Here is a 25,974-nt window from a genome sequence, read left to right on the forward strand (position 1 = left end):
TTAAAAGAAACCGGGTTTTTACTGAGAAGACGCGCTGTAGGCGGCAGATTCGGTAAAAAACCCGGTTTATGGACTCTCATGTAAGTCCTTTAAACTCAAGCCGCAGCCTTATCTAAAGGCTGTACTTCAGCGAGGTATTTGTGCAGTTGGTCGCCTTCAACTACTTCAGTTTCTAATAGCTTTTGCGTGATTGTTTCCAACAATTCCCGATTGGCTTTGAGAATATCCAAAGCGTGCTGGTGAGCAGTTTCGACAATTTCTTTGACTTCTTGGTCGATCGCCTCAGCAGTCTGAGCACTTACCGCACGGCGCGGATTTCCCATACCATCGCTGAGGAACATTGCTTGTTGGCCGCGATCGTAAGCAAGAGGCCCCAACACCTTACTCATCCCGTAAGTTGTCACCATCCGTTCCGCTAAATCAGTCGCCCTTTGTAAGTCGTTGGAAGCGCCAGTAGTAATGCTACCAAACACGACTTCCTCAGCCGATCGCCCTCCAAGTAGTGTAGCAATCTGACCGCGCAACTCCGACTCATCCAACAAGAAACGATCTTCAGTCGGTACCTGCAACGTGTAACCCAATGCAGCCATACCGCGAGGGACGATCGAGATTTTCGACACTTCCCCGCCGCCAGTCATCACAGCGCCAACCATCGCGTGCCCGACTTCGTGATAAGCCACAATCTTTTTCTCTTTTTCGTTGAGCACCCGGCTTTTCTTTTCCAAGCCAGCTACAACGCGCTCAAACGCCTCAAAAAAGTCTTCCTGCGCCACAGTGAGACGCTTGTTACGAGCAGCTAGCAAGGCAGCTTCATTGACCAAATTTGCCAAATCTGCGCCCGAAAAACCGGGGGTGCGAGTGGCGATCGCCTTCAAGTCAATATCCGGGCCCAACTTCACTTTTTGAGAGTGAATATTCAAAATTGCTTCGCGGCCAGATAAATCCGGGCGATCGACCAAAACTTGGCGATCGAAACGGCCGGGGCGCAACAAAGCAGCATCCAAACTTTCCGGGCGGTTAGTAGCAGCCAGCACAATTACCGTAGTATTGCCCGCAGCAAAACCATCCATTTCAGTTAATAATTGATTGAGAGTTTGTTCCCGTTCGTCATTCCCACCAAAAGCAGCATTAGTGCTACGAGATTTACCGATCGCATCCAACTCATCAATGAAAATAATACAAGGAGCCTGCTTCTTAGCCTGCTCGAATAAATCTCTAACCCTTGCAGAACCAACACCGACAAACAGTTCCACAAACTCCGAACCAGAGATGCTAAAAAATGGTACACCAGCTTCACCAGCCACTGCTTTTGCTAACAGAGTTTTGCCAGTTCCCGGAGGTCCGACTAACAGCACACCCTTCGGAATGCGGGCGCCAATAGCCGTAAATCTGTCGGGAGTTTTCAGGAACTCAACCACTTCCACTAATTCAGTCTTAGCTTCTTCTACTCCAGCCACATCAGCAAAAGTAATCTTCGCCGATTCACCTTCCACGTAGACCTTAGCTTTGCTTTTGCCGATCGAGAGTGCACCCTGGGGGCCACCACCGCCCCGATTCATAAAAAATTGAAAAATCGCCACAAAAATCAGCGGCGGAACCACCCAGCTCAAAACACTGCCGATCCAGCCATTTTTAGAAGGAGGAGTTGCAGCAAATTCCACACCTTTGTCTTGCAAAAGTTTAGGCAACTCCAGGTCAAAAATCGGCGTAGTAGACAGAATTTGTCCGGGTTGATCGCCTTCGCCTTTAAGTTGGTAGCGAATTTCATTTTGACCTACCGAAGCTCTGACTACATTTTGTTCTTGCACTTGATGAACAAACAAACTGTAAGGTACTTGGGGAATTTGGGGCCCGAACAAATTCGGCAAAAAGATGTTAGCCAGTAAAAACAGACTTGATAGCAACAACAAGACATTGCTGATTTGGCGAAAACGAGGTGGCTGAGGTTGGTCTTTAATAGCCATTGATAAGTTTCATCCTTGAATTTTAGTTAATTTTATTCATTTATTTTCTCATCAAATACGCACCCATGGTCCATCGGATTTCCTCACTCGATTGGGTCGGTTAACCGGGTAGCATGGATTTGAGATTTAAAACGAACCGCGAAGACGCGAAGGACACGAAGGAAGAGCAGAAAGTTATAGTTATGAATTATTGGTTAATGGTTAATGAATGGTTTTTACTTCAGAATCCCTTTAAGATTCTCTAGCTCTTTTCTTACTTCGCGCCCTTCGTGTCTTCGCGGTTCGATATAGTAGAATTCTGGCTAACCGCCAGACACATTCTTAGCAAACTCATCGCGTCCTGATACCAAATTAGCTGGAACGCCGTTAGGGAAATTTTGCGCGATTAAAGCTTGCAGTTTTTCAACTCTATTTTCAGGATTAGGGTGAGAACTCAAAAACTCCGGCGGCGCTTCGCCACTCCTAGCAGAACCGAGAATTTGCATCACCTCAACAATACCTCTAGGATCGTAACCCGCCTCCGTCATGAACCGAAAACCGAGCCGATCGCTCTCAAGTTCATCTGCTCTACCGTACCGCAAACTAACAACTTGATTGACAGCTTGAGCAATTAATGCTGCCTGCTGTCCGCCACCGCGATCGTCGCTAGCGGCGACTCCAACCGCCGTTACCAAAGACCTGCCCAACTGCTGTTTTGCCAAGTGTTCCGCACCGTGGCGCGCCACAACGTGACCGCTTTCGTGCCCGAGTATAGCAGCCAACTGCGCCTCGGAATTGAGCCGCCGCAAAAGTCCGGCGGTAATGAAAACTTGTCCCCCGGGGAGAGCAAAAGCATTGACTGTTTGGGGGTCTCGCAGCAGGTGAAATTCAAACGGATAACCCGCTTGTTTCGCCGTCGAACCGTTGACTACTCTTTCTCCAACTCGATCGAGATATTGTTGAATACTTTGGCTGGGATAAAGCCCGCCGTATTGAGCCGCCATTTTGTCTCGCGCCTGCAATCCCAAAACTACCTCTTGGCGCGGAGAAAGCTGCACCCGCTGTTTCTCTCCAGTTACGGGATTTTGTACGCTGCTGGTAAAATAGGTGATAGCCCCAAAAAATGCCATTAATAAGCCGATCGCCATCCTGAATAAAAATTTGTTCATAGCAGTTCACCTAAAAAGTTTAGCGATGATAATACTAAATCAATAGTTATTATTGCATCTGTCTGAAGTATTAAATATGAAATTTATTAGGTATTTTTTGCATGGTTGCAAACATGGCTTTTTTAACGAACCGCGAAGGAGCGAAGTACGCGAAGGAAGAGGGAATAATATCGTTTCCGGTTGTATCGGAATGATTAAACCACAGAGAACACAGAGGACACAGAGAAAGAGAAGAGAGAAATAATAATTCCGATGTCAACGGATTTGATATAAGAACCCCCCCCTACCCCCCCCCAAGGGGGGAGGAAAGAGGGAGGAAGTCAGTGGTTATTGGCAACAAATAACAAATAACCAATAACAAATAACCAATAACCAATAACAAACAGTTGAAAATATGTTTCAAACTACCCGCCGCCGTCTTGCTGTTTGGTACACAGCCGTTACTGCTGTATTGTTACTATTATTTGCTACTGGTTTCTACTTTTACGTCCGCAATACTTTAATCGATCGCATTGATGATACGCTCAATCATGTGGTGGAAATCGTAGAGCGATCGCTTGTCATTGAACCTTTAAAAAAACCGCTTTCTGCTGCTGATGTTTTGTCGGGAACTAAGTTTCAAGTGAATGTTCAAGGGAGTTTTCGAGATGGTAGCGATGCTGTTGATGATGACCATATTGATTTAGAATGGTTTAGTCCTACAGGTGAATTGCTATGGTCTACTTTGTCGGAACCTTTGAATATTCCGATTCATGCTAATCGCAGTGGTGAAACGGTTTGGGTTAATCATCAGTTACGGTTTGAGGGAGTGGAAAAGAGGGATTTAACCGCAGAGACGCACTTGGCGCCGAGGGGAGAAGTGGCAGATTTTGATGGTTTGAATGGAGGTTTGGAGGAGCATCGAGATTCGATCGCCCAAATTGCCAATCGTGTCTCGACAAAACCTATTAGCATTCGGACAACTCAAAACTATTCTCTCAGACAGGTGACTCAACGAGTGGAAATCGGACGCCAAGTTTTGGGATATTTGCGAGTCAGTCATCCTTGGTTTGAGGTGACAAAGCCGATTCGCCAATTAATTATCGATTTGATTTTGGGTGCGAGTTTGACGCTGATTTGTGTAGCAGCTATTGGCTGGCTGTTGTCGGGATTGGCGATGAAACCTGTGCGAGAATCCTATGGGCGTCTCAAACAGTTTACTGCGGATGCTTCTCATGAACTCAGAAATCCGATCGCCACTATTCAAACTAATGTCCAAGTCGCTTTGGCGGAACCGGATATCGAACCTCAGCAATATCAACAGCTACAAGTTATTGAACGCCTAACTCGCCGTTTGGGACGTTTGGTTGATGATTTGCTATTTTTAGCTAGACAAGATAGTGGTATCGTACAGCAGCAGTGGATTGTGGTTCCTCTGGATGCTTTGTTGATTGAAGTGATTGAAGAACAACTTGCGATCGCCAAAACCCAAAATCTCTCTTTATCCTTAGAAATAGTCGATTCACCAAACACAGAAGGTAACTTTACAGTATTGGGAGACTGGGATCAACTAGCCCGACTTTTTACTAATCTCCTTAGCAACTCTGTACAGTACACGCCCTCTGGCGGTGAAATTCAAGTGGAATTGCAGCTTGGAGTCAAGATGTTAAATCCCGCACTGCAAGTCAAAGTCACAGACACTGGTATCGGTATTTCCCCAGAAGCATTGCCGCACATATTCGATCGATTCTACCGCGCCGATCCCGCCCGCACCCACCGCAGCGCCGCCGGTTCGGGTTTAGGATTGGCCATCGCCAAAGCCATTGTCGAAAATCACCGAGGCCACATCCACATAGACAGCCAAGTCGATCGAGGTACCGCCGTTATCGTCACCCTCCCCGCCCACAAATCAGAAACATCTCGCCCCTAAAACTTCCCCTCTTCCCCTTTTCGTCTGCGCCCTACAACAGAAGAATTCACCCGATTCATGGGTGGGGAGGTCAAGTCATACATTAACATTAACGGTGGAAAACCTCGATCGAACTCGTGAGGAGTTACTTATGTTTCGCCACAATCTACAATTCCCAAATTTGAGCTTGCTAGCAGCCACCTGTACAGGTTTGCTAGTCAGTCTCGCTAGCATTTCCCTTGCCGGTGGGCCACCACCCCAAGGAAAACCAGTTTCCCAACCCGCTGCTACGCCACCAGCTAATGGTAAACCCGTCAGCGCACCGACTCCTGCTACAGCGACTCCTGCGACACCCCAAGATGCGCCTCCCCGATTTCCGTTTCCCGGTGCCAGAATCACCCCAGTAGACGGTATGGTGACAATCAAACTGGTAAATAGCACCAATGCTGTAATCAATTATCAAGTAGTTGGAATGAGTCAATCTCGCACTCTGGGGGAACAATCAGAAATTTCGATCAAAAACTTGAAAGCCCCAATCACCCTCACTTACCAGCGAGCTGACGGCGGATTGCTGTTGGTGCGAACCCAAGCAACCGCTACAGCGGGAATGTTGCAAATCACTTTTGGCGCAACCACTGACTTGGGCGCTGATACCAAATCCCTGGAAGTTCAGGAAGATGGGAAAGTATTTTTGAATTAGTCATTAGTCATTAGTCATTAGTTATTAGTTATTAGTCATTGGTTGTTTGATGGCAATTACCAATTACTGCTGCTCAAATTGCCGCTAACTCCTAACTAATGACTGCTGAGTAATGACTGCTGACTAATGACTGCTGACTAATGACTACTTACTAAAAGGTAAATCCTGGTTGACTGCATCAATTTCTGCCTGTTCTCGTTCATTGATTTGACCGATATAAGACTTGAGAATTTGCGCCAAACGGTTGTTATAAAATCGGTGCAAACTATAATTGGGTGTCGCTGGAAAGCCGCGCCGTTTTTTGTGCCTCCCGCCCGCACCGGGATCGAAGGTGTGGATGCCCCGATCGATCGCCCATTCGATCGGTGTATAGTAACAAGCATCGAAGTGCAAGCAGTCAATTTCCTGCAAACTTCCCCAATAGCGCCCGTAAAGTCGATCGCCCTTATACAGACAAAAAGACATTCCCATCGGCTGTCTGTCGTCTTCCTTAGAATAGGCTGCTACAAACAAAACGCGATCGCGATAATTGTCATGCAATTGTTCAAAAAATCGCTTCGTCAAATACTTGCTTCCCCACCAGCCAAATTTGTCGCAAGTATTCTCATAAAAAGCATACATTTGCCCAAACATGGGTTGGGGAATTTCATCGCCAGTCAAGGTTTTTATTAACAAACCTGCTGTTTCAACAGCTTTGCGTTCGCGCTTGATATTGCGGCGCTGATTGGCATTAAATGTGCCTAAATAACCCTCAAAATTTTGATAGCCTTGATTTTGCCAAATATAACTGTGGTGCAGCCAAGCGCTAAAACCATGCTGTTCCATGCGCACGCGCCATACCGGATCGACGTATAGGAAATTGCAACCAGAGATATTGTGGCGATCGCAAAAATAGTCGATCGCGCTTACCATGACTCCGGTTAACTCATCTTCATCTTCCCCCTCAGCAATCAAAAACCGATAGCCTTCTGCGGGTGTAAAAGGAGTCATTCCCATCAGTTTGGGATAATATTGAACACCCAAACGTTGAGCTAAATCAGCCCACTGATTGTCGAAGACAAATTCGCCGTAACTGTGACTTTTGACATAAAGCGGCGCACAAGCAATCAACTGTTTGTCTCGCCACACTGTCAAGTGATGCGGTAGCCAACCGTTTTTACCTGTGGCGCTACCGGAAGTTTCGAGATTGTTGAGCCAATTCCATTCAAGAAATGGCGTTTTTAGCGACATCGCCAAAGCATCCCAGGAGGCTTGCGAAATATCTGCTATTTTCGTAATCCAGGCTACAGAATATTGTTGAGCTTTTGGCTTTGGCAGCATAGGGAAATTTGAACGTAGAGCGATCGAACTTCATTTAACTTAATATAAATTCCCCTATTCGACACTCGTTACCAGGCTCTGCCTGGTAACGCAGATCCAGAGGCTCTGCCTCGCTTATACTTAGGAAAATCGAGGCAGAGCCTCTAGACATGGGTTCCCAGGCAGAGCCGGGGAACCAGTTAGAATGTAGGGGCGGTGCCCCCGTGCCCGCCCTCTAGGGTTCGATCGCACCGATAATGCAAAAACACCTCACCCCCCACCTGTTTTACCGCCAAAAGCTCCAATTTGGGCGCTAAATCCGCTAAAAAACCCTTTCCCTCCACAGGTGTCGGTGCATCCGCGCCACCCAAAATTAGCGGGCACACCGTCAGCCAGAGCTCGTCTATCAAGCCTACAGCGAGCACAGACGCGACGAGTTTTCCGCCTCCCAAAATTGCCAAACGTTCGATTCCGAGAGCTTCTAGTTGTTGAAAAGCCTCAATCCAATCGATTTCTCCGTCGATGGTGTTGGCGATTAAAGTGCGATCGAACAGAGATGTTGCACCACTATCAAAAGTCAATCCCCCCCAACCCCCGCCCACAGTCAACCCCCCCCTGCCCCCGCCCCAAGTCAACCCCCCCCTACCCCCCCCAAGGGGGGAAGATCCTAGAGGGATTGCTGTTTCCCTACAGTCATTTCCAGTTAGCAGCCAGCGGGGAACTGGTTGCTGGAAAAATCGCCAGTTGGGGTCAAATTGGCGCGATCGCGAACATACAATTTGGACTGGTTGTGGAGGCTTTCCTTGCAGTTTTCTTTGTTCTAGCAAATCGGGGGAAATTACTCTCATTGTGGTTCCATAGGCGCGTAAAGTGCCGTTTCCGAAGAGAACTGCGTCGCTGTTGGCAACTTGTTGTTCGAGGTGAGATTTGTCGTTAGCTGAACCGAATCTGGCGGCGGTGAGGGCGGTATCTGTAATTTTGCCATCGGCACTCATCGCGAGTATTACTGTTGTGTGGGGCATTCGATTTTAGAGGTTGGATTTTAGATTTTAGAATACAAAAAATAACGGCGGTTTCTAACCGCCGAGGATTTCAATCGCCAAAAAAATATTTTTTAAGGTAAGTAACCCAAGGTAAATAATACGATATTTTCTAATTGTACCAGTATCTCTGGATTGACTTCACCAATTTTATTTCGCAATGACGCACGCCTGCTTGTTCGGATACTTTTATTGTCAAGTTTTCTGTAGTATAGCGCGATCGCCCCCATCCACAAAAAAATCCAAACACCCAAAAACCCCGGCGGTTGAAACCGCAGCTACAAAAACAAAACCCGGATGGTGCGCGGGTTGAAGATTTCACCCGATAATTTTCCATCTCCGAATACCCTCTTCGTCGGCGTCCGGCGGACATTGTTTGTGTAGCCGCGGTTTCAACCGCCGAGTGATTTTGACAAAATTTAATATTTCTGCTATGATTATATCAAGTTAATCACAATTAAAGCTCAGCTATAAATGTATGGAAGCTGTAATTGAAAGCATTGTAGATAAGCTGCGTTATTTAGCTAAACCGCAGCTAGAAGTTGTTCTTAATTTTGTTGATTTCCTAACTTGGAAGTCAGCGCCCGGTCTGTTATCAAGAGTAAGTGATTCTGAGGCAGAAATCAGCGATCGCGAGTTTGATATACTTTTAGATGAATTGGCTGATGAATCAATTAAAAACATGGGAGGCAATGTCCCTATGCTATCAGATTTTGCGGTGAGTCGTGCTGGTATCTACGAGGAGCATCCTTAGCAATGTTGTGCCTTGTAGATACGAATATTTTGCTCAGGTTTGCCGATCGCGCTCATCCTTTATATCCTGTAATCCGAAGTGCCGTAAAAAAATTGCGACAGGATGGATATAAACTGCAAGTATCATCACAAAACTGCGTTGAGTTTTGGAATGTTGTGACTCGCCCGATCGAGAAAAATGGCTTTGGGTTGACTCCTGCTAATGCCGATCGCCAATTACAGCGGATTGAGCGTCTTTTTCCGTTGTTTCCTGATACAAATTTAACATATTCGGAGTGGCGTAGGTTAGTTGTTACCTACGGAGTGTCGGGAGTTCAGGTACATGATGCTCGTCTGGTGGCTATTATGAAAGCAAACGGTGCAGCACATATTTTGACCTTAAATGTGAAGGATTTTACTCGCTACGCCAGTGAAGGAATTGTGCCGATCGATCCGAACACTATCTCTGAACAATAAAAGTCGATCGCCCATCCACCCAAAAACCCGATCGCCCATCCATCGAAAAATGCGATCGCCCATCCACCCAAAAATGCGCTCGCCCATTCACAAAAAACCCGATCGCCCTTCAACAAAAATCCCGATCGCCCTTCAACAAAAATCCCGATCGCCCATTCACAAAAAATTCGATCGCCCTGAAACCGACCGAAAATTTGTCTGCTTTGTGGCACAGTCCGCCGGGGGTTCAAACCCCCGTCTCATAGCACAAGTCGGTTGAAACCGACTGAAAATTCGCACGAAACCGATACACATCAACTAACTCTTCAGTCCTCTTTGAGAGGACTTTCGCTATGAGACAGGGGTTTCAACCCCTGGCGGACTCGGCGACGAACCAACTAGCCCCTGGCGCTGACTAACTAACGGACTAACAAATCAAATTCGATCGCCCCTCAATCCAAAAACCCGATCGCCCATCCACCAAAAACCCGATCGCACATCCACAAAAAAAACCCGATCGCACATCCACAAAAAAATGCGATCGCCCCATCCACAAAAAACCCGATCGCCCATCAACCCAAAAATGCGATCGCCCAATCAACCCAAAAACCCGATCGCCCATCCACAAAAAAACCCAAAAAACCCGGCGGTTGAAACCGCGTCTACACAGACAAAACCCGCCTTCGCGGGTTGAAGATTTCACCCGATGATTTTCAATCTCCAAATACCCTCTTCGTCCGCGTAGGCGGACATCGTTTGTGTAGACGCGGTTTCCAACCGCCGGGATTTCTTCGCGGGTTGAAGATTTCACCCGATGATTTTCAATCTCCAAATACCCTCTTCGTCCGCGTAGGCGGACATCGTTTGTGTAGACGCGGTTTCTAACCGCCGGGATTTCCAACCGCCGAGAATTTCAAATTAGATCGCCCGAATCGACCCAAAAATCCGATTATCGATCGCCGCTAACTCCCTCCAATTGCAGGAAATGCACCCGGCCCGATCGATCGCCCGCTACAACTGTCACTCCATCAGGGGCGATCGCACAGCAATCAAACTCAGCATCTCCGCTGAAACTAGCAATTTCTTTGCCATTAAGCAAATCCCAGATTTTTATGGTGCGATCATATGAAGCAGAAATCGCTCGTTTTCCATCAAGGGTAATAGCGACTACTAATACCGAGTTAGTATGACCGGTGAGAGTTCTAAGTTCGCCGCCACTGTCGATGTCCCAGACTTTTAAGGTTTTATCCCTTGAAGCCGAAACCACTCGTTTACCGTCGAGGGTAATAGCGACTGCGAATACCATGTCAGTATGACCAGTCAGCGTTCTCAATTCACTGCCACTGTTGATGTCCCAGATTTTGAGGGTGTTATCGTCAGAAGCGGAAACCGCTATTTTGTTGTTGGATGCGATCGCTACTGCATTTATATTGTCGAGTGCATTCTTTATATCTTTAGTATGACCAGCCAGGGTTCTGAGTTCACTGCCACTGCTGATGTCCCAGATTTTGAGGGTGTTATCCCGTGAAGCGGAAACTGCTATTTTGTTGTCAGGGGCGACCGCAACTGCCGTTACATGGTCAGTATGAGCGGTGAGAGTTCTCAATTCACTTCCGCTATTGATGTCCCAGATTTTGAGGGTGTTATCGTCAGAAGCGGAAATCACTATTTCGTTGTTGGATGTGATCGCGACTGCTTCTACGGAGCAAGTATGACCGGTGAGAGTTCTCAGTTCCTTGCCTTTGTTGATGTCCCAGACTTTTAAGGTTTCATCCCATGAAGCCGAAACCGCTCGTTTGCCGTCTGATGCGATGACCACTGCTGTTACCCAACTATTATGACCTGTGAGAGTTCTAAGCAAAGTGCCACTGTTGATGTCCCAGACTTTTAGCGTTTCATCTCCTGAACAGGAAATTCCTTGTTTGCCGTCTGGTGCGATCTCGACTGCTGTTACCTCGGAAGTATGATCGGTAAAAGTTCTGAGTTCAGTACCGCCGTCGATACCCCAAACTTTTAGAGTGCCATCCCATGAAGCCGAAACCGCTCGTTTGCCATCTGCTGCGATTGCCACTGCTGTTACGTCGCTGTCATGACCGGTAAGAGTCCTGAGTTCCTTGCCAGTGTCGATTTCCCAGATTTTTAGGGTACGATCGGATGAAGCGGAAACCGCTTGTTTGCCATCTGGTGCGATCTCGACTGCCAATACTTTGCTAGCATGACCAATCAGAGTTCTCAGTGCCTTACCAGTGTTGATGTCCCAAACCTTTAGGGTGCAATTGTATGAAGCTGAAATTGCTCGTTTGCCATCGTTCGCTATCGCAACTGCCGTTACGAAGTTAGTATCATCCGTGAGAGTTCTGAGTTCAGTGCCGCTTTCCATTTCCCATACTTTTAGGGTGTTATCCCATGAAGCGGAAATCGCTGTTTTGCCGTCTGGTGTGATCGCCACTGCATTTACCAAATCAGTATGACCACTAAGAGTTCTGATTTCCCTGCCACTGTCTGTGTCCCAAATTTTCAGAGTTTTATCTCTTGAAGCGGAAATCGCTCGTTTGCCGTCGAAGGTGATCGCCACTGCTGTTACGTCGCTGTCATGGCCGATGAGAGTCCTGAATTCCCTGGCACTGTCTGTGTCCCAGATTTTCAGGGTATGATCCGATGAAGCGGAAATTGCTGTTTTGCCATCAGATGCGATCACTACTGCATTTACCGAGCCAGTATGACCAGTGAGGGTTCTAAGTTCCCTGCCGCTGTCAATGTCCCAGACTTGTAGGGTACTCCATGAAGGCGAAATCGCTGTTTTGCCGTCTGGTGCGATCGCCACTGCATTTACCAAGCCAGTATGACCAGCAAGTGTCCGCAGTGCCCCTTCATTTGCCCGTTCTAAATTAGCCTTGAAAGGCCGGAACCAAGGATGATCTTTCGATTGCTTAGCCTGTTTTAGCATAGCTTGAATCTCAGGCATTTCAAAATCCAACAACCTCCCCAACAATTGCCCAGCCAGTTGCGTTTTATCCTCCTCCAAAATATGCGCCGACTTGCGAATTGCCCCTTGAATCAAATTCAGCGTTTCCGTTTGCCCTCCCGACAACAAAACATCAGAAACTCTCGCCAAATCGTAATCCTCAATTAACGCTTGAACCCCGATCGCATCCAACTTCGCCTCAATAAAATCAAAATCCGTCAACAACTGATGCAGCCGTTCCCCTTGAACACTCTCCGCCAAATGCCCCGGCAGAGTTTCCAAAGCATAAAGCCGCTTTTTCGGCGACAATTTCCCCAACCGTTCTTTAAACTTACTCATCGCCGTACAAATCCTCCCACAAATTATCAGAAATCGCCGTTTCAATATCCCCCAGCGAAACCCCAGCTTTCTGCACAACATCCTTACGATGCAGAAATCTTTGGAAACTCGCGTGATAGATACTGTAATCGGGAGGACTATCACCGCTACGCCGCAGAAACTGTTCCCAATCATCCAGAACTTCCTGCACATCCAAAGCATCTTCCTCAGCAAAATCCGCCAAAAGATCGCAGGAAACCGGCTTGCGAGTTTTCGTCAACAAATAAATCACCTTCAACTTCCGGCGGCGCAATTCTTTATCTCTCACCGCCATTTCCATCCGCGCCCAATGCTTGTCATAATATCCTTCCAACTCCCTCGGCAAATCTTGCAAAGTCACATCGCTGTACTTGCCGCTATCGATATCATTCAGCACATAGCGCAGGTACATAAAATTATTCTGGCTTTTTTCCGCCACCGCCGCCACAAACTGTTCGCGCTGCAAATTTTGACGGTTAATCCAACTCTGAATAGACGCGCTATTGCTGGTGCGTTTGTCAATATAAACCTTGACATCCGCCAAACTTTCTGCACTGTATTGCATCAAATCGAAAACTTGATGATTTGGCAAAGGCAGAGTTTTCGGCTGCTTGGAAACAATAAAATAAACATTATCGGGCAAAGCATCTGGCAAATACAAAACATTGCTACCGCGCCCCTGCAAACCCAGATCCACTTCATCCAGCGCATCGACGACAATAATCAACTTTTTGCCGCCCAATTTAGCGCTGACTTCCCCCAACAATCGACTCAGAAAGTTGCCATCTCTGGTCGCATTTTCCGGCAGTTGCGGATAATTTAGTTGATAGCGTCGAATTAACTGAGTGCAGGCATTTTCTAGAAATTGTTCGGCGCGGACAATGCCTTGAGATTGGGAGTTAAAATGGGCAACACACCGCCGCTTCAGCAGCAGCACTAACTTCGCCATAATTGAACTTTTCCCGACACCCGGATCTGCTTCTAAAACAAAATAGCCTTTGCGATTGTTCTGCAAAAATTCGGCAATTGCTGCAAACACAAATCGGCGGCCGGTAAAGTCTTGAGTGCGGTCTTGAATAATCGTTTCGCACTCGTAGGGAAGCGGCAATCGTGGCGTACCAGTATCAACAAATCGTTCCAATGATGTTTTAATTTGCGCCAAATCGTCGCGGATGCCAATTTCGATCGCCTCCAACTTCACGATCACTTGACAAATCTGCGGCTGCGTCGCCACGGCTTCCAATTTTTGCAGAATTTCCCCATTTTGCAGCCCCAAATCTCTCAATTCAGTCAAAGCAATTTGGTGGAGATTCAACAGCATCGCCGCAAACTTTTCGCCTCCCTTCGCCGCATCCAGTTTCAGCACTTCCCGGTAGGCTTTCGGGAAAGTTGTATAAAGCTTATTCGCGACAAATTCGACAATTTCTGCATCGAAGGATTTGCCCTCGCTGGCTGCGAATTCCCCCAGGAAAGTTGCCCAATCTGCCGGTGTCAATCCGGTAACGCGATCGAACTCCTCGACATCGGCAGAAAAAATCTTGGTTAGCTGGTCTTCGGAAATCTGTAAACCCCTTGACAAATCGGCTGTACTCGTGTTAATATCCAGCCAGTATTGGGGAGTTTTCTCGGCTAATTGGTCTAAATGCTGTTTTGGATAAGGCAATTTTTTGGTTTCGGCGATCGCAATTAATTCATCCGACTTCGCAACCTCTCTCAAAATATAGCCGATCGCCTCACCCGCCGCCTTAATCAAATCGTGATTGTCGAGAATCTTGGCATTTTTTCTCAACCGTTCCGTCATCCGATTTGCCAGTTCATCAGCGGCCATAGTCTCAGCCATACTACAAGCAATCGCTGCTAAGATCGAAACTCCCCCAAGTGCGATCGGGCCACCGATTATCCCCGCTGCTGCTTGAGTTCCCGGATTGGCGATCGCACTTGAAATAAGTTGCCCGATCGCCATCACCGCGCTGCATCCAATTACCCGAATTTTAGTATTAGCTAAATCTACTAACGACATAATTTAAATAATTGCCATACTTTGCCCATAGTTTAGCATTTGTGTCCTCTGTCGTTAAATCAATCCGCTCTAAAATTCCCGCAAAGCAGGGATTAAATACTCCGTCAAAGTAAAAGCATCAACTCCTAATTCTGTCCGTTCTTTGGCGGCCATCATACCCGCTCTAGCGTGCCACCAAACCGCTGTTTCTACCACTGATTTTGGGCAGGATTTGCGGGCGATCGCACCGGCCATCAAACCACCCAACAAACCTGTCAGAACATCCCCACTGCCACCTCTAGCCAGGGCTGGGGTACTTTCGGGATTGAGGTAAGTGATGGTACGTGAAGCGTACCTATCCCCTAGGGAATCGCCCTCATCGTCAAAACAAATACAAACTCTGGCTCCTTTCAACAATACCACTGCACCGGTGAGCTGAGCCACTTGTTGAGTTGCGGTAATGCGATCGCCCATTTTGTCAGCTAATTCGGGAAATAAACGCTGAAATTCCCCTGGATGAGGTGTGATAATAGTTAGTGCTGAGCGTTCCGACAAAATCGGCACAGTGCCAAGTTGAGCCAGTATATTTAAACCATCGGCATCTAGGACTAAAGGTCGATCGCTCTCTAACACAGATTCTACAGTAATAGCAGCTTCCAACGTCAGACCAGGCCCCGCCGCGATCGCATCATAGATACCCAGATCGATTCCTAGGGGCAAATCCTTAATTGCACCGCTGGAAGTTTCGGGACATCCTATAACTAATGCCTCTGGTAACTGACTGCTCAACATCGGTTTCATCGATATTGGAACAGCAATTGACAGCATTCCCACGCCACTTGACCTTGCTCCTAATGCTGACAAAATTGCGGCTCCGCTGTACCGGGCTGAACCTGCAATAATTAGTAAATGACCGTTGGTGTATTTATGAGCAATAGGCGATCGGGGCAAGGGCAAATACTGAATTGCAGATGCTGGAGTAATCCGTTGTATTGCTGGGAAATCTCCCAATATCGCCACAATATCTGCCAACGGAATATCAAAATCAATCAATTCCGATGTCCCGATATATTCTAACGCTTTATCTTGAAAAAATGCCAACTTCCACAAACCCAAACATAAGGTATGAGTAGCCCCGATCGCCGTCCCCAAAACTGCTCCTGTATCAGTATGAATTCCCGACGGAATGTCAATACTAAAAACAAGTTTATTTAACTTATTTATTTCATCAATAGCGGTGCTAATCGGATGAACAATTTCCCGTTCTAACCCAAATCCAAATAAACCATCTATGAACAAATCGCATTTTTTCAGCGGTTCAATAGTATCAAAAAAAGGAATATTTAAAGAACGCGCATAATCAGAGTGACTTTTTGTGAGTTCTTTAAGTTTAGAAAACGGGCAGTAAATAATTACTGAAAATCCTTGAAAGTATAATTCGCGGGCCACAACCAAAGCATCGCCGCCATTGTGTCCCGGCCCCACCAATACCCCAATAACCGGGAATTGAGAATTGACGATATCTTTCCCTTGAGACTCCTCTCCTAGATAACCAAATCCCTCATCCCTATTCCTTCTCCCCTTGGGGGGGTGGGGTTCTTCTTCCCTCTTCCTTCTTCCCTCTTCCTTCAAAAGCGCCTGAATCCGTCTGGCCAGCAGTCCGGCGACTTTTTCCATTAAAGCTGCCGAGGGCATTCCAGCGGCAAAGATTCTGGTTTCTATTTGCCGCATTTGGTCAGCCGAGACAATAAACTTTTCAATAGTCATAGGAATGTTAAAATTTCAAAGAACAGCAACAGTAGCAACTTGTAGTATTTTTGTACTATAATAAATTAGCTCGATCGAACGAAGTACCAGTAAAATAGCAAGTTTTTTCCGAACCATGAACAAGATTGTTGTAGGCCTCTCCGGCGGGGTCGATAGTTCCGCAGCAGCCGCAATTCTACACCATCAGGGATATGAAGTGGTGGGTTTAACCCTGTGGCTGATGAAAGGTAAAGGCCAGTGTTGCTCTGAGGGAATGGTCGATGCAGCTAAAATTTGCGAACAGTTGGGCGTTCCTCACCACATAGTTGACAGCCGCGAGGTTTTTCAAGCAAGTATTGTGGATTTTTTGGTGGATGGTTATAGTGCAGGAGTTACGCCTTTGCCTTGTTCCCAGTGCAATAAAACTGTTAAGTTCGGCCCGATGCTCAAGTATGCTCGCCAAGAACTCGGAATTGAAAAAATTGCTACAGGTCACTACGCTCGGATTACTCATGATACTGTGACAGGTCGCTATCAGTTGCGTCGGGCGATCGACCCCGGCAAAGACCAGTCCTATTTCTTGTACGATTTGACACAAGATTTTCTCGCAGGTACGGTGTTTCCTTTGGGGGAAATTACCAAGACCGAAACTCGCAGAATAGCCGCGGAGTTTGGCTTGACAACTGCTGATAAGCCGGAAAGTCAAGATTTGTGTTTGGTGGAAAGTAACGGTTCCATGCGAGCATTTCTGGATAAATACATTGCTCCGCACAAGGGTGACATTGTACACAAGGATGGCCGAGTGCTCGGACAGCACGACGGCATACACCACTATACCATCGGCCAACGTAAGGGACTGGGTATTGCAGCACCGGAACCCCTGTACGTGGTCGAATTGGATGCTGCCAGAAATCGGGTGATTGTGGGCGATCGACTCTTAGCAGTAGAATCCGAATGTTATGTCCAGCAAGTGAATTGGGTTTCTGTAGCACAGCCAACAACTCCCATTCGAGCCGAAGTACAAATTCGGTATCGATCGCACCCAGTCCCAGCCACAGTGATTCCCCTAGAATCCTCTCAGGAAGCAGAAAATACTCGCGGTACAAGAGTCAAGTTAATTTTTGACGAACCGCAGTTGAGCATCACCCCCGGACAAGCCGCGGTTTGGTACGAAGGGGACTTGCTTCTTGGCGGCGGACTCATCGAAAAACAAGCAGCATCAAAGGCGGGCTAGGGCGTGTTTTCTCTCCCCGGAGATCCCCCCCAGCCCCCCTTAAAAAAGGGGGGGGAAAGAGTCTTTAAGTCCCCCTTTTTAAGGGGGATTTAGGGGGATCTAAATCTTAAGGAGTAGTTTGAAAACACGCCCTAGAAGCCCGCCCCACCACAAAATTTAACTAAATTCAGTCCTAGACACCTGGGGCCAAAAACCCGATTTCTGGGTGAATATTTGTTGAAAAAATCGACGATTTTTGGAAGAAACCGGGTTTTTTGCGTAAGTCTTATAAATTGATTTATAGCGGCTTGGCGACAGCTACACATCAATTTTTCGGTTCCAAACGCAACACCTTTCCCCTAGCATCGGTGCGATAAACCCAAATTTGGCTGCCATCAGAAACCACAACCCGCCAACCTTTCACAATCATTTGGCCGCACAACTCATTAGTTGTCGAGATTCCCAAACAAGTATTTGGCCAAGTTTGGCGGCTCGATTCAGTCACTCGTAACCCTCCAGCAGCAATACCCGTTTGGCGCGACAAGTCCACTCGAACAGCCTCAACGATGGAAGCGGGCAATTGGTTTGGGGGGTTTTGGGGCGAGCCCTGAGCCAAATTGTCTACTTCGGAAGTTAAATTACTCCCTGCAAATTCCGAATAGCTGATGTTTTCCAGAACAGGTGTGGGTACAAATTCCTTGATGCTTGGCTGTTGTTGGCTTTCCAACTTGGTTAAGGAATTTTTCAGCGCCCCAGCATTAGCAGCAGCCGTATCTACCAGACTCGGATACATTTCCAATGCCAGAATTCCTGTTAACACCAAAGCCAAGACTAAAGGCCTGGGCTGCTTTTGGGCTTGGTTTTGACTGTCTTGAGAGTTATTTTCGGAAATTCGTTTCATTACAAGCCCTCCACCTCACTTCAGACTGCGGCGCGATCGCTGCTGAACAAAACACTAACCATACTTATGTAGACACTGCTAATGTTAGTGTTGGTTCCTTTGTCAAGAACTAACATTACAAGTACAGCGATGTAAGTATCGTCTTATTCCTTCTCTAAATTAGAGTTTCAGGAAATAAGTATATGAATCCTGGCTAAACTTCTGATGGTGCGTAAAAACTGACTTTTCAGGAATAATCCAAAAAATTAGTAGTTTTTGCTACTGATTGAGTAAAATATTTGTGGATTGTGTCACATATGAACCGAAAATCCTTGGGAATCCATTTAATGAATCGTCTGAGCTATCCCCAAAAATTTATCCTCATCGGCTTTCTCTTTGCCCTGCCCTTAACATTGGTCATATACCTGCTGATTTCCGAAATTAATAGCCAGGTAAATTTTGCTCAAAAAGAAATTTACGGCAATGAATACCTGCGCCCCCTGCGACAATTGAGACAACACATACCGCAACTTCAACTTTTAGATTATCAGCCTTTAAACACAAATTTAAGCCGACCAGAGTTCAGGGCAGAACTAGAAGCAACAATAGACTCTAAATTTCAAAATCTTGCCAATACTGATAGCAGGATCGGAAGTTTATTAAAATCTTCAGAAAAAATGAATCAAACTTATCTTACTTGGCAAAATTTTAAACTGCGTCGCCACCAGTGGAGCTTAGAAACCTATGACTTTTTATATCAAACCTTATTAGCAAATATTAATAAATTGGCTGCTGATGTTGGGGATAGTTCTAATTTAATATTAGACCCCGACTTAGACACTTATTACTTAATGGATGCTACTTTATTGAAACTGCCCGAAATTCAAAAAAATCTTTCAGAAATCAGAAGGATTTCTGAAAAAACCAGCCTGAAGTCAAATGCTACACAAGATGATAGAACCCAATATATTGCTCTTTCTGTAAAATTAAGAGAATTAAGTGAGGCTTTAGAGTTTAACATGAATGTTGCGTTTATAAACAATCCACAACAAAATTTAAAGCCCAAATTAAATAATGATTTGCAAAGCTTTATTTTTCTTATATATCAATTATCTAAAAGTCTAGATAAACTAAACTATCCATCGGAAAATGTTCAGTATTATGCCTATATTGACTCAACTGAAAGAGTGCTAGAATTAAGTTTTGATCTGTGGGATAAAACCCTAGATGAATTAGATGTCTTACTACATAATCGTATTGAACATCTTATGAACAAAAAGCGAACAATTACAATAGTTGTTTTTTTGAGTCTCTCCATAGTATTTTATGTATTTGTATCTTTTTACCAGTCGGTAATGGAAACTGTCTTGGTACTGGATGAAGCTTCCAAAAAAATGGCAAGAGGGAATCTTGACTACAAAATCAATTTGGATAACAAAGATGAATTGGGACAAGTTGTGAGGTCATTCAACAAAATTGCTGAGGCATTAGTTTATGCGAACCAAGAAATTACTGTTTTAAACGATCGCCTCAAAGCCGAAAATGTGCGGATGAGTGCCGAATTAGATGTTACTCGCAAAATTCAGCAAATGCTGTTACCGAAAGACCGAGAACTTAAGGAAGTTATCGGTCTAGATATTGCAGGATTTATGGAATCTGCCGATGAAGTAGGTGGCGATTATTATGATGTACTTCAGCAAGATGGTAGAGTAAAGATTGGTATCGGCGATGTGACTGGACATGGCTTAGAAAGTGGTGTTTTAATGATTATGGTTCAAACGGCTGTGCGGACTTTGCTGGCTTACAATGAACCAGATCCCGTTCGATTTTTAAGTGCTATTAATCGGGCTATTTATGATAATGTACAACGGATGAAATCTGACAAAAATGCTACCTTGGCTTTGCTAGACTATGAGGAAGGAATGCTGAAATTGAGCGGTCAGCACGAAGAAATGATTGTGGTGCGTTCTAATGGTTCTGTAGAGCGGTTTGATACCATCGATTTGGGTTTCCCCATCGGGCTCGATGTAGATATTACTGAATTTGTTGCTGAAAAAATGGTGCAGTTATATAAAGGAGATGTGGTAGTGCTGTACACTGATGGGATTACAGAAGCTGAAAATATGGATAAGATGCTTTACGGTTTAGAGCGGTTAATTGACGTCATACAAATGAATTGGCAACGAACGGCATCAGAAATCAGGTACGCTGTCATTGACGATGTGCGATCGCACATAGGCGAACAAAAAATCTTTGATGATATCACATTGCTGATTCTCAAACAAAAATAATTATTGGCGATTGGTTATTGGTTAGGATAGATTAGTTATGAAAACTCAAAATTCATAAATAACCGCCTGTAAATCAACAATACATAATCACAAATACACCCTCACAAATAACTAAGACTAACAGACCACAGACTAATCAACATGAATCAGATCTTCGGTAATTTCATTGAACCGACTCCCAGCCAAGAATATTTAATCATTGGATTTTCCCCTAGTTCCATTCCCCTGAAGCAACGATGGCGGAATAACGGTTTATCTGCTGATTTCCTCGCGGACTACTTGACCACTTTTTTTCCGGGGACTCAAGAGGATGGCTCAGCACTGACAAGACAAGCGGAGGTGAAAAGTGCCGTTAGCTATATTGCTAACGAGTTATTGGAAAATGCCATGAAGTTTAACGATGAAAATTCCCATTACCCGATCGATATTAAACTGCAATTGGAGAAAGACGGACTAATTTTCTCCGTGGCTAACAGCATTCCTCCTTCTGCTGTTGACAATTTTCAGGCTTACATTCAAAAATTGCTGCTTTGCGACCCCAGCGAGATGTATATTGAGCAGTTAGAAAAAAATGCGGCTGATGACAACTGTACCGCTTCTGGGTTAGGGTTGCTGACTATGCTCAACGACTACAGCGCCAAGATGGGCTGGAAGTTCGAGACTGTTCAACAAGACCCGGAAGTCATTGCCGTAACCACGATGGTACAACTAAAATTGTAAGCCCATCGGCCATCAATTATCCAACTTAAGCAACTTTTTTCGCCACAATGGAAATTAAGACTGAAGAATACCACATCTGCTACGATCGAGATACAGCGACAGTGAGTTTTTCCGGCTCCCTGCGACTAAGCGGGATCGAAGAATACCAGCCGATTATCCAGTTGCTAGGCCATGTAGCCGATACCCAAAGCGAAAAAATTATTCTGAATTTGCAGCAGTTACAATTTTTGAACAGTTCGGGGATCAGTATGCTGTCGAAGTTCATCATTGAGATGCGAAAAAAATCAGGGGTGCAAATGGTAGTACAGGGCTCTAAATTTATTGGTTGGCAAGCTAAATCTTTGAAGAATTTGCAGCGTCTAATGCCTGCTTTAGTGGTGGAATTAGTCTAGGAAATGCCAGGGCTTTTGGGATGCGGAATTATGATGCAATTGTCTGTTGGTAAAGGCGCAAGTTCTAGGGTTATGTTAGAAGAACAACCATCGAGAGAACAGCTAGTTTTGGAACTCGAAAGATTGCGCCAGCAAGTGGAAGACTTGAAAGAGGAAAAAGCGGATCTGGAAATTTTGTTGGAAACCAGTGCAGCCCACTCTGATAATCTGACAAGCGAGTTACGCTATCGAGCATTGCAGGCAGTGCGGGAAGCAGAAAAGCGGCTGGCTCAGTTTTTGGAAGCTATTCCCATAGGAGTGGTAGTTCTTGATTCTGAAGGTCAACCTTGCTATGTTAATCGTGCGGGAGAGAATTTGCTCGGCAAAGGGGTTTTACCATTAAATATGGTTGATAATTTGTCGGAAGTTTATCAAATTTATATCGCGGGTACTAAGACTATTTATCCTAGCGAAAATTTGCCCATCGTCCGAGCTTTGATGGGCGAAACTTCCACTGCTGAAGATATGGAAGTTCATCGAGATGACAATATAATTCCGATCGAGATTTGGGGAACACCAATTTTTGACGAGGATGGTAGTGTGGCTTTTGCGATCGCAGTTTTTCAAGATATTACAGAACGCAAACAAGCAGAAAGCGATCGCCATAAGTTTATTAATGAACTTTCTCTACTCAATCAAAGTCTGGAAGAATCTCTAGATGCCGAATCAGAATTAACTGATGCCTATGGGCGGTTTGTTCCCCATCAATTTTTAAATTTACTGGGATATGAAAGTATTATCGAAGTCAATTTGGGAGATCAAACACAGCAAGAAATGTCTGTTTTATTTGCGGATATCCGGGATTTTACAACCCTTTCTGAAACCATGACACCGCAAGAAAATTTTAATTTTATCAATGCTTATTTGTCGCGGATGGAGCCAGCTATTGCGATAAACAATGGGTTCATCGACAAATATATAGGTGATGCAATCATGGCTCTATTTAGCGACTGTGCAGATGATGCTGTCAAAGCTGGTATTGCCATGCTAAATATTCTCAAAGAATACAACAAACACCGTCTAAATGTGGGATACATCCCGATTAAAATTGGGATTGGCATTAACACCGGTTCTTTGATGCTGGGGACAGTTGGTGGCAAAAGTCGCATGGATAGCACTGTGATTAGCGATGCGGTTAATTTGGCTTCTCGGATTGAAGGATTGACGAAAGATTACGGCGTACCGCTGTTAATTTCTCATGCCACTTTTGAGAAGTTGCGGAATCCGGCTGATTATGCTGTTCGCATCGTCGATAAGGTACAGGTAAAAGGAAAATCTCGATTTGTAACAGTTTATGAAGTATTTGATGCCGAACCAGAGGAGGTGAGATTGGCAAAGCTAGAAAATTTGTCCATATATAATGAAGCTATGTTATTGTGCGATCGCAAGGAGTTTCGAGAAGCGGGAAAATTGTTTGAAGAGTGTTTGCGGAACAACCCTAGCGATCAGGTGGCTCGCATTTATCACAAACGCTGTCGAGATTGGCGCACTTTACTCAAAGGAATTTGATATTTGGGAATCGGGAATGGGGCATCGGGGAATTGTATATTTTGGATTCGGGATTAATGATACGTACTTGGGAATTATTTGGGAAAATGACAATGGGAATAGCTAGGTGGCAGCTAAAAATATTTATCAGACCTTCGGTGATTAAAGTTCTAGCGCTGTTGAGTCTTTGCTGCTGGTTAATTGTAAGCTGCCGACAGCCGACAAATCCATCGGTTAATTCTGGCACTGACAATGCTCACAACGATCGCATTACCATTGGCACAACCTTGAAACTGCGGACGATCGACCCAGGGGACGCCTACGAAGTGATATCAGCACAATTGTTGCACAATTTGGGCGACACTCTCTACACCTACGAGTCGGGAACTACAAAGTTAATCCCGGATTTAGCCACAGCCCTGCCCAAAATCAGCCCCGATGGATTAACATATACAATTCCCCTGCGTCAAGGGGTGATTTTTCACGATGATACACCCTTCAATGCCGCAGCAATGGAGTTTTCTTTACAGCGGTTTATCAAAAATGGTGGCCGTCCAGCTTTCCTATTAGGTGATGCAGTAGAATCAGTGAAAGCAACGGGCGAATATGAGTTAACTTTTAAATTAAAAAAGCCTTTTGCTGCTTTTCCGGCCATGCTAACCTTTGCTGGTACTTGTGCAGTTTCTCCGAAAGCTTACGAAATTGGCGAGGGGAAATTTAAACCAGATACATTTGTGGGAACCGGACGCTACAAGCTAGCCAAGTATGGTACTGATTCTCTCAAGATAGATGTATTTGATAAATATTGGGGAGAAAAACCCCACAATAAAGGAATAGATTTGCTGCTGCTTTCTAGTTCCGCCAATTTGTTTAATTCTTTTCGCACTGGTGCGATCGATGTTGCTTATTTATCTCTGGATGCAGATCAAGTTCGCAGTTTGGATGAGGGAGCAAAAAAAGGGAAATGGCAGGAATTCGAGGCCCAAAGCAGTACCGTCAGTTATATGACGCTGAATATCAAGTCTAAACCCCTGGATAATATATATGTGAGACAGGCGATCGCAGCTACGATCGATCGACCATTAATTAACGATCGCGTACTCCGTGGACAAGCACAACCACTGTACAGTCTGATTCCCACAACCTTTGACGTTCAAAAACCAATTTTCAAAGAACTCTACGGCGATGCGAACATGGCCAAAGCCAAGGAACTATTGACTAAGGCTGGATACTCAGCAGCAAATCCTTTAGTGTTGCAAATCTGGTATCCTTCATCTTCGGCAAAAAGAGGTTTAGTGGCGAGTACCATCAAGGCCATAGCTAAACTCAAAATGGAGGGAATCCTAGAGGTAGAAGTTAATAGTGTGGAATCTCCCACTTTATTTCAAAATATTGAGAAGGGAATTTATCCTGCGGTGTTAGTTGATTGGTACGCCGACTTTTTTGATGCCGATAATTATATACAGCCATTTCTAGATTGTGCCGAAGGTTCGGCGGCTGGCGGGTGTTCCAAGGGTGCTAGTCAAGGTCAGGGTTCTTTTTATTATAGCGATCGGGTGAATCAACTGATCGCCAAACAGCGCCAAGAACCAAACCCCAAAATCCGCAACGCCATTTTTGCTGAACTTCAAGACATACTAGGTAGAGATGTACCTTTCATTCCCCTTTGGCAGGATAAAGATTATACTTTTGCTCAAAAAAATGTTACTGGTGTTAGTGTAGAACCGACGCAAGCCTTTCCGTTTTGGTTCCTGAAAAAGCAATAATTATTTACAAAATTTAAATTTGTTAAAACATTTCTGATTATTGCATTTTTTTGGTAGACAACACAGTGATTATTATCACACTCTATCCAGATGTCGATCGCTCAAAACCCTTAAAAAATAAACTATATTAGTAAGTAGAGATTTGGTGGGAGTGGGTATATGAAGTTTGAGATTTTGGCAGCTACAGGGTTACTAATTGCGATCGGTTTTGCCTCTCCAGTGAAAGCCGAAAATCCCGCAGAAGTCAAGCAGTTACTAGAAACAAAAATTTGTTCCGGTTGTGACTTGACAGGAGCGCAACTTTCTGGTATAGACCTCAGCGGTGCAGATTTGAATGGGGCGAACTTGAGTGGGGCGAATTTGAGTGGCACGAATCTCAATGAAGCCAAGCTGAATCAAGCCAATCTCAAAAATGCCAAACTAGCTGGTGCGAGCTTAATCGCTACGAGGATGCACGGTGCGAATTTGGAACAGGCTGACTTGAGCCGTGCAAATCTGAATTTGGCTGGTTTAGTGATTGCGAATTTGAAGAATGCCAATCTCAGCAGCTCGAATCTAATCGGAGCTAATTTGGAAAGTGCTAATTTGACTGGTGCAAACCTCAAAAATGTTCGTCAGTCATTGTTGAATCTAGCCAATGTCACTCTCAAAGGTGGGAGTTTGTTCGGAATGGATATGGTGGGAGTCAACCTACGGGATGCAAATTTGACCGGTGCTAATTTGACTGGTGCAAATTTGGTGGGTTCCGACTTGACAGGTGCTAACCTCAGAAATGCAAATATGGCCAATGTAGAGTTGAAGAATGCTGCACTGCCCTAAGTCGATCGCCTGTTTTGATATTAGATGCTCGTGTTTAATAACTTTAATATAAAAATGTAGGGGTAGTTCAGA

Annotated in this window: 22 protein-coding genes; 11 read left to right on the forward strand and 11 right to left on the reverse strand. The window is 45.2% G+C overall.

All coding sequences use genetic code 11. From position 1 onward, the window contains the following. Nucleotides 1–95: 95 nt before the first annotated feature. Nucleotides 96–1,964 carry an ATP-dependent zinc metalloprotease FtsH4 gene (gene ftsH4, locus P2A85_RS06200; protein ID WP_377478114.1) on the reverse strand — a complete coding sequence of 623 codons (1,869 nt, stop codon included), beginning with the start codon at nt 1,962–1,964 and terminating at the stop codon, nt 96–98. Nucleotides 1,965–2,266: 302 nt separating this feature from the next. Further along, complete coding sequence (locus P2A85_RS06205) at nt 2,267–3,112, reverse strand: M48 family metalloprotease (RefSeq protein WP_341734715.1); 846 nt, start codon at nt 3,110–3,112, stop codon at nt 2,267–2,269. A gap of 394 nt (nt 3,113–3,506) precedes the next feature. Here P2A85_RS06205 and P2A85_RS06210 point away from each other — a divergent pair, with 394 nt between their 5' ends. Together P2A85_RS06210 and P2A85_RS06215 are read left to right on the forward strand one after the other, a co-directional pair. Continuing rightward, the gene (locus P2A85_RS06210) at nt 3,507–5,021 is read left to right on the forward strand and encodes a sensor histidine kinase (RefSeq protein ID WP_377478115.1); all 1,515 of its coding nucleotides are present in this window, start codon (nt 3,507–3,509) and stop codon (nt 5,019–5,021) included. Nucleotides 5,022–5,082: 61 nt separating this feature from the next. Continuing rightward, nucleotides 5,083–5,700: a hypothetical protein gene (locus tag P2A85_RS06215; RefSeq protein WP_377478116.1), complete on the forward strand. Its 618-nt coding sequence runs from the start codon at nt 5,083–5,085 to the stop codon at nt 5,698–5,700. Nucleotides 5,701–5,844: 144 nt separating this feature from the next. Here the strand turns inward: P2A85_RS06215 and P2A85_RS06220 are convergent, their stop codons facing one another. The 3 genes from P2A85_RS06220 to P2A85_RS06230 form a co-directional block, all read right to left on the reverse strand. After that, nucleotides 5,845–7,020 (reverse strand): GNAT family N-acetyltransferase, encoded by a 1,176-nt coding sequence (locus tag P2A85_RS06220; protein ID WP_377478117.1) that lies wholly within the window; start codon nt 7,018–7,020, stop codon nt 5,845–5,847. A 179-nt stretch (nt 7,021–7,199) separates the two neighbouring features. Beyond that, the gene (locus P2A85_RS06225) at nt 7,200–8,021 is read right to left on the reverse strand and encodes a RibD family protein (RefSeq protein WP_377478118.1); all 822 of its coding nucleotides are present in this window, start codon (nt 8,019–8,021) and stop codon (nt 7,200–7,202) included. Between the two features lie 130 nt (nt 8,022–8,151). After that, the gene (locus tag P2A85_RS06230; protein WP_377478119.1) at nt 8,152–8,361 is read right to left on the reverse strand and encodes a hypothetical protein; all 210 of its coding nucleotides are present in this window, start codon (nt 8,359–8,361) and stop codon (nt 8,152–8,154) included. A 156-nt stretch (nt 8,362–8,517) separates the two neighbouring features. On the opposite strand from P2A85_RS06230, the gene P2A85_RS06235 reads away from it, so the two are divergent. Together P2A85_RS06235 and P2A85_RS06240 are read left to right on the forward strand one after the other, a co-directional pair. Continuing rightward, a complete protein-coding gene (locus P2A85_RS06235) occupies nt 8,518–8,793 on the forward strand; it encodes a hypothetical protein (protein ID WP_377478120.1) in 276 nt (91 codons plus the stop codon). A gap of 2 nt (nt 8,794–8,795) precedes the next feature. Further along, complete coding sequence (locus P2A85_RS06240; protein WP_377478121.1) at nt 8,796–9,248, forward strand: type II toxin-antitoxin system VapC family toxin; 453 nt, start codon at nt 8,796–8,798, stop codon at nt 9,246–9,248. Here the strand turns inward: P2A85_RS06240 and P2A85_RS06245 are convergent. From P2A85_RS06245 to P2A85_RS06265, 5 genes are all read right to left on the reverse strand, one after another. Beyond that, on the reverse strand, nt 9,194–9,460 hold the full coding sequence (locus tag P2A85_RS06245; RefSeq protein ID WP_377478122.1) for a hypothetical protein: 267 nt from the start codon (nt 9,458–9,460) through the stop codon (nt 9,194–9,196). The two genes, P2A85_RS06240 and P2A85_RS06245, sit on opposite strands and share 55 nt — an antisense overlap. Nucleotides 9,461–9,654: 194 nt before the next feature. Beyond that, a complete protein-coding gene (locus P2A85_RS06250; protein ID WP_377478123.1) occupies nt 9,655–10,038 on the reverse strand; it encodes a hypothetical protein in 384 nt (127 codons plus the stop codon). Between the two features lie 138 nt (nt 10,039–10,176). Further along, complete coding sequence (locus tag P2A85_RS06255; RefSeq protein WP_377478124.1) at nt 10,177–12,531, reverse strand: hypothetical protein; 2,355 nt, start codon at nt 12,529–12,531, stop codon at nt 10,177–10,179. After that, nucleotides 12,524–14,569 (reverse strand): ATP-binding protein, encoded by a 2,046-nt coding sequence (locus P2A85_RS06260; RefSeq protein ID WP_377478125.1) that lies wholly within the window; start codon nt 14,567–14,569, stop codon nt 12,524–12,526. Before P2A85_RS06260 ends, P2A85_RS06255 begins: the two co-directional genes overlap by 8 nt. A gap of 69 nt (nt 14,570–14,638) precedes the next feature. Beyond that, the gene (locus tag P2A85_RS06265) at nt 14,639–16,315 is read right to left on the reverse strand and encodes an NAD(P)H-hydrate dehydratase (protein ID WP_377478126.1); all 1,677 of its coding nucleotides are present in this window, start codon (nt 16,313–16,315) and stop codon (nt 14,639–14,641) included. A gap of 115 nt (nt 16,316–16,430) precedes the next feature. Between P2A85_RS06265 and mnmA the strand changes: the two genes are divergently transcribed. Continuing rightward, on the forward strand, nt 16,431–17,528 hold the full coding sequence (gene mnmA / locus P2A85_RS06270; protein ID WP_377478128.1) for a tRNA 2-thiouridine(34) synthase MnmA: 1,098 nt from the start codon (nt 16,431–16,433) through the stop codon (nt 17,526–17,528). A gap of 304 nt (nt 17,529–17,832) precedes the next feature. Here mnmA and P2A85_RS06275 read toward each other — a convergent pair whose 3' ends face one another. Then, nucleotides 17,833–18,408 (reverse strand): hypothetical protein, encoded by a 576-nt coding sequence (locus P2A85_RS06275; protein ID WP_377478130.1) that lies wholly within the window; start codon nt 18,406–18,408, stop codon nt 17,833–17,835. Between the two features lie 326 nt (nt 18,409–18,734). Here P2A85_RS06275 and P2A85_RS06280 point away from each other — a divergent pair, with 326 nt between their 5' ends. From P2A85_RS06280 to P2A85_RS06305, 6 genes are all read left to right on the forward strand, one after another. After that, complete coding sequence (locus tag P2A85_RS06280) at nt 18,735–20,678, forward strand: SpoIIE family protein phosphatase (RefSeq protein WP_377478132.1); 1,944 nt, start codon at nt 18,735–18,737, stop codon at nt 20,676–20,678. 141 nt (nt 20,679–20,819) lie between these two features. Further along, nucleotides 20,820–21,398: a DUF6272 family protein gene (locus P2A85_RS06285; protein WP_340519282.1), complete on the forward strand. Its 579-nt coding sequence runs from the start codon at nt 20,820–20,822 to the stop codon at nt 21,396–21,398. Between the two features lie 47 nt (nt 21,399–21,445). Next, nucleotides 21,446–21,790 carry an STAS domain-containing protein gene (locus tag P2A85_RS06290; RefSeq protein WP_377478134.1) on the forward strand — a complete coding sequence of 115 codons (345 nt, stop codon included), beginning with the start codon at nt 21,446–21,448 and terminating at the stop codon, nt 21,788–21,790. 30 nt (nt 21,791–21,820) lie between these two features. Further along, on the forward strand, nt 21,821–23,338 hold the full coding sequence (locus P2A85_RS06295) for an adenylate/guanylate cyclase domain-containing protein (protein WP_377478136.1): 1,518 nt from the start codon (nt 21,821–21,823) through the stop codon (nt 23,336–23,338). Nucleotides 23,339–23,430: 92 nt separating this feature from the next. Then, nucleotides 23,431–25,083 (forward strand): ABC transporter substrate-binding protein, encoded by a 1,653-nt coding sequence (locus P2A85_RS06300; protein WP_377481330.1) that lies wholly within the window; start codon nt 23,431–23,433, stop codon nt 25,081–25,083. Between the two features lie 159 nt (nt 25,084–25,242). Then, nucleotides 25,243–25,902, forward strand: coding sequence for a pentapeptide repeat-containing protein (locus P2A85_RS06305; protein ID WP_340519284.1), 660 nt, complete (start codon nt 25,243–25,245; stop codon nt 25,900–25,902). Nucleotides 25,903–25,974: the final 72 nt, after the last annotated feature.

The sequence above is a fragment of the Microcoleus anatoxicus genome (genome assembly GCF_042465725.1).
In the GTDB taxonomy this organism is placed as follows: domain Bacteria; phylum Cyanobacteriota; class Cyanobacteriia; order Cyanobacteriales; family Microcoleaceae; genus Microcoleus; species Microcoleus anatoxicus.

Bases quoted from the DNA above. Each gene is read 5' to 3' on its own strand.
- ftsH4 (WP_377478114.1), bottom strand. From the start codon at position 1,964: ATGGCTATTAAAGACCAACCTCAGCCACCTCGTTTTCGCCAAATCAGC.
- P2A85_RS06205 (WP_341734715.1), bottom strand. From the start codon at position 3,112: ATGAACAAATTTTTATTCAGGATGGCGATCGGCTTATTAATGGCATTT.
- P2A85_RS06210 (WP_377478115.1), top strand. From the start codon at position 3,507: ATGTTTCAAACTACCCGCCGCCGTCTTGCTGTTTGGTACACAGCCGTT.
- P2A85_RS06220 (WP_377478117.1), bottom strand. From the start codon at position 7,020: ATGCTGCCAAAGCCAAAAGCTCAACAATATTCTGTAGCCTGGATTACG.
- P2A85_RS06225 (WP_377478118.1), bottom strand. From the start codon at position 8,021: ATGCCCCACACAACAGTAATACTCGCGATGAGTGCCGATGGCAAAATT.
- P2A85_RS06235 (WP_377478120.1), top strand. From the start codon at position 8,518: ATGGAAGCTGTAATTGAAAGCATTGTAGATAAGCTGCGTTATTTAGCT.
- P2A85_RS06240 (WP_377478121.1), top strand. From the start codon at position 8,796: ATGTTGTGCCTTGTAGATACGAATATTTTGCTCAGGTTTGCCGATCGC.
- P2A85_RS06255 (WP_377478124.1), bottom strand. From the start codon at position 12,531: ATGAGTAAGTTTAAAGAACGGTTGGGGAAATTGTCGCCGAAAAAGCGG.
- P2A85_RS06260 (WP_377478125.1), bottom strand. From the start codon at position 14,569: ATGTCGTTAGTAGATTTAGCTAATACTAAAATTCGGGTAATTGGATGC.
- P2A85_RS06265 (WP_377478126.1), bottom strand. From the start codon at position 16,315: ATGACTATTGAAAAGTTTATTGTCTCGGCTGACCAAATGCGGCAAATA.
- mnmA (WP_377478128.1), top strand. From the start codon at position 16,431: ATGAACAAGATTGTTGTAGGCCTCTCCGGCGGGGTCGATAGTTCCGCA.
- P2A85_RS06275 (WP_377478130.1), bottom strand. From the start codon at position 18,408: ATGAAACGAATTTCCGAAAATAACTCTCAAGACAGTCAAAACCAAGCC.
- P2A85_RS06280 (WP_377478132.1), top strand. From the start codon at position 18,735: ATGAATCGTCTGAGCTATCCCCAAAAATTTATCCTCATCGGCTTTCTC.
- P2A85_RS06285 (WP_340519282.1), top strand. From the start codon at position 20,820: ATGAATCAGATCTTCGGTAATTTCATTGAACCGACTCCCAGCCAAGAA.
- P2A85_RS06290 (WP_377478134.1), top strand. From the start codon at position 21,446: ATGGAAATTAAGACTGAAGAATACCACATCTGCTACGATCGAGATACA.
- P2A85_RS06295 (WP_377478136.1), top strand. From the start codon at position 21,821: ATGATGCAATTGTCTGTTGGTAAAGGCGCAAGTTCTAGGGTTATGTTA.
- P2A85_RS06300 (WP_377481330.1), top strand. From the start codon at position 23,431: ATGGGAATAGCTAGGTGGCAGCTAAAAATATTTATCAGACCTTCGGTG.
- P2A85_RS06305 (WP_340519284.1), top strand. From the start codon at position 25,243: ATGAAGTTTGAGATTTTGGCAGCTACAGGGTTACTAATTGCGATCGGT.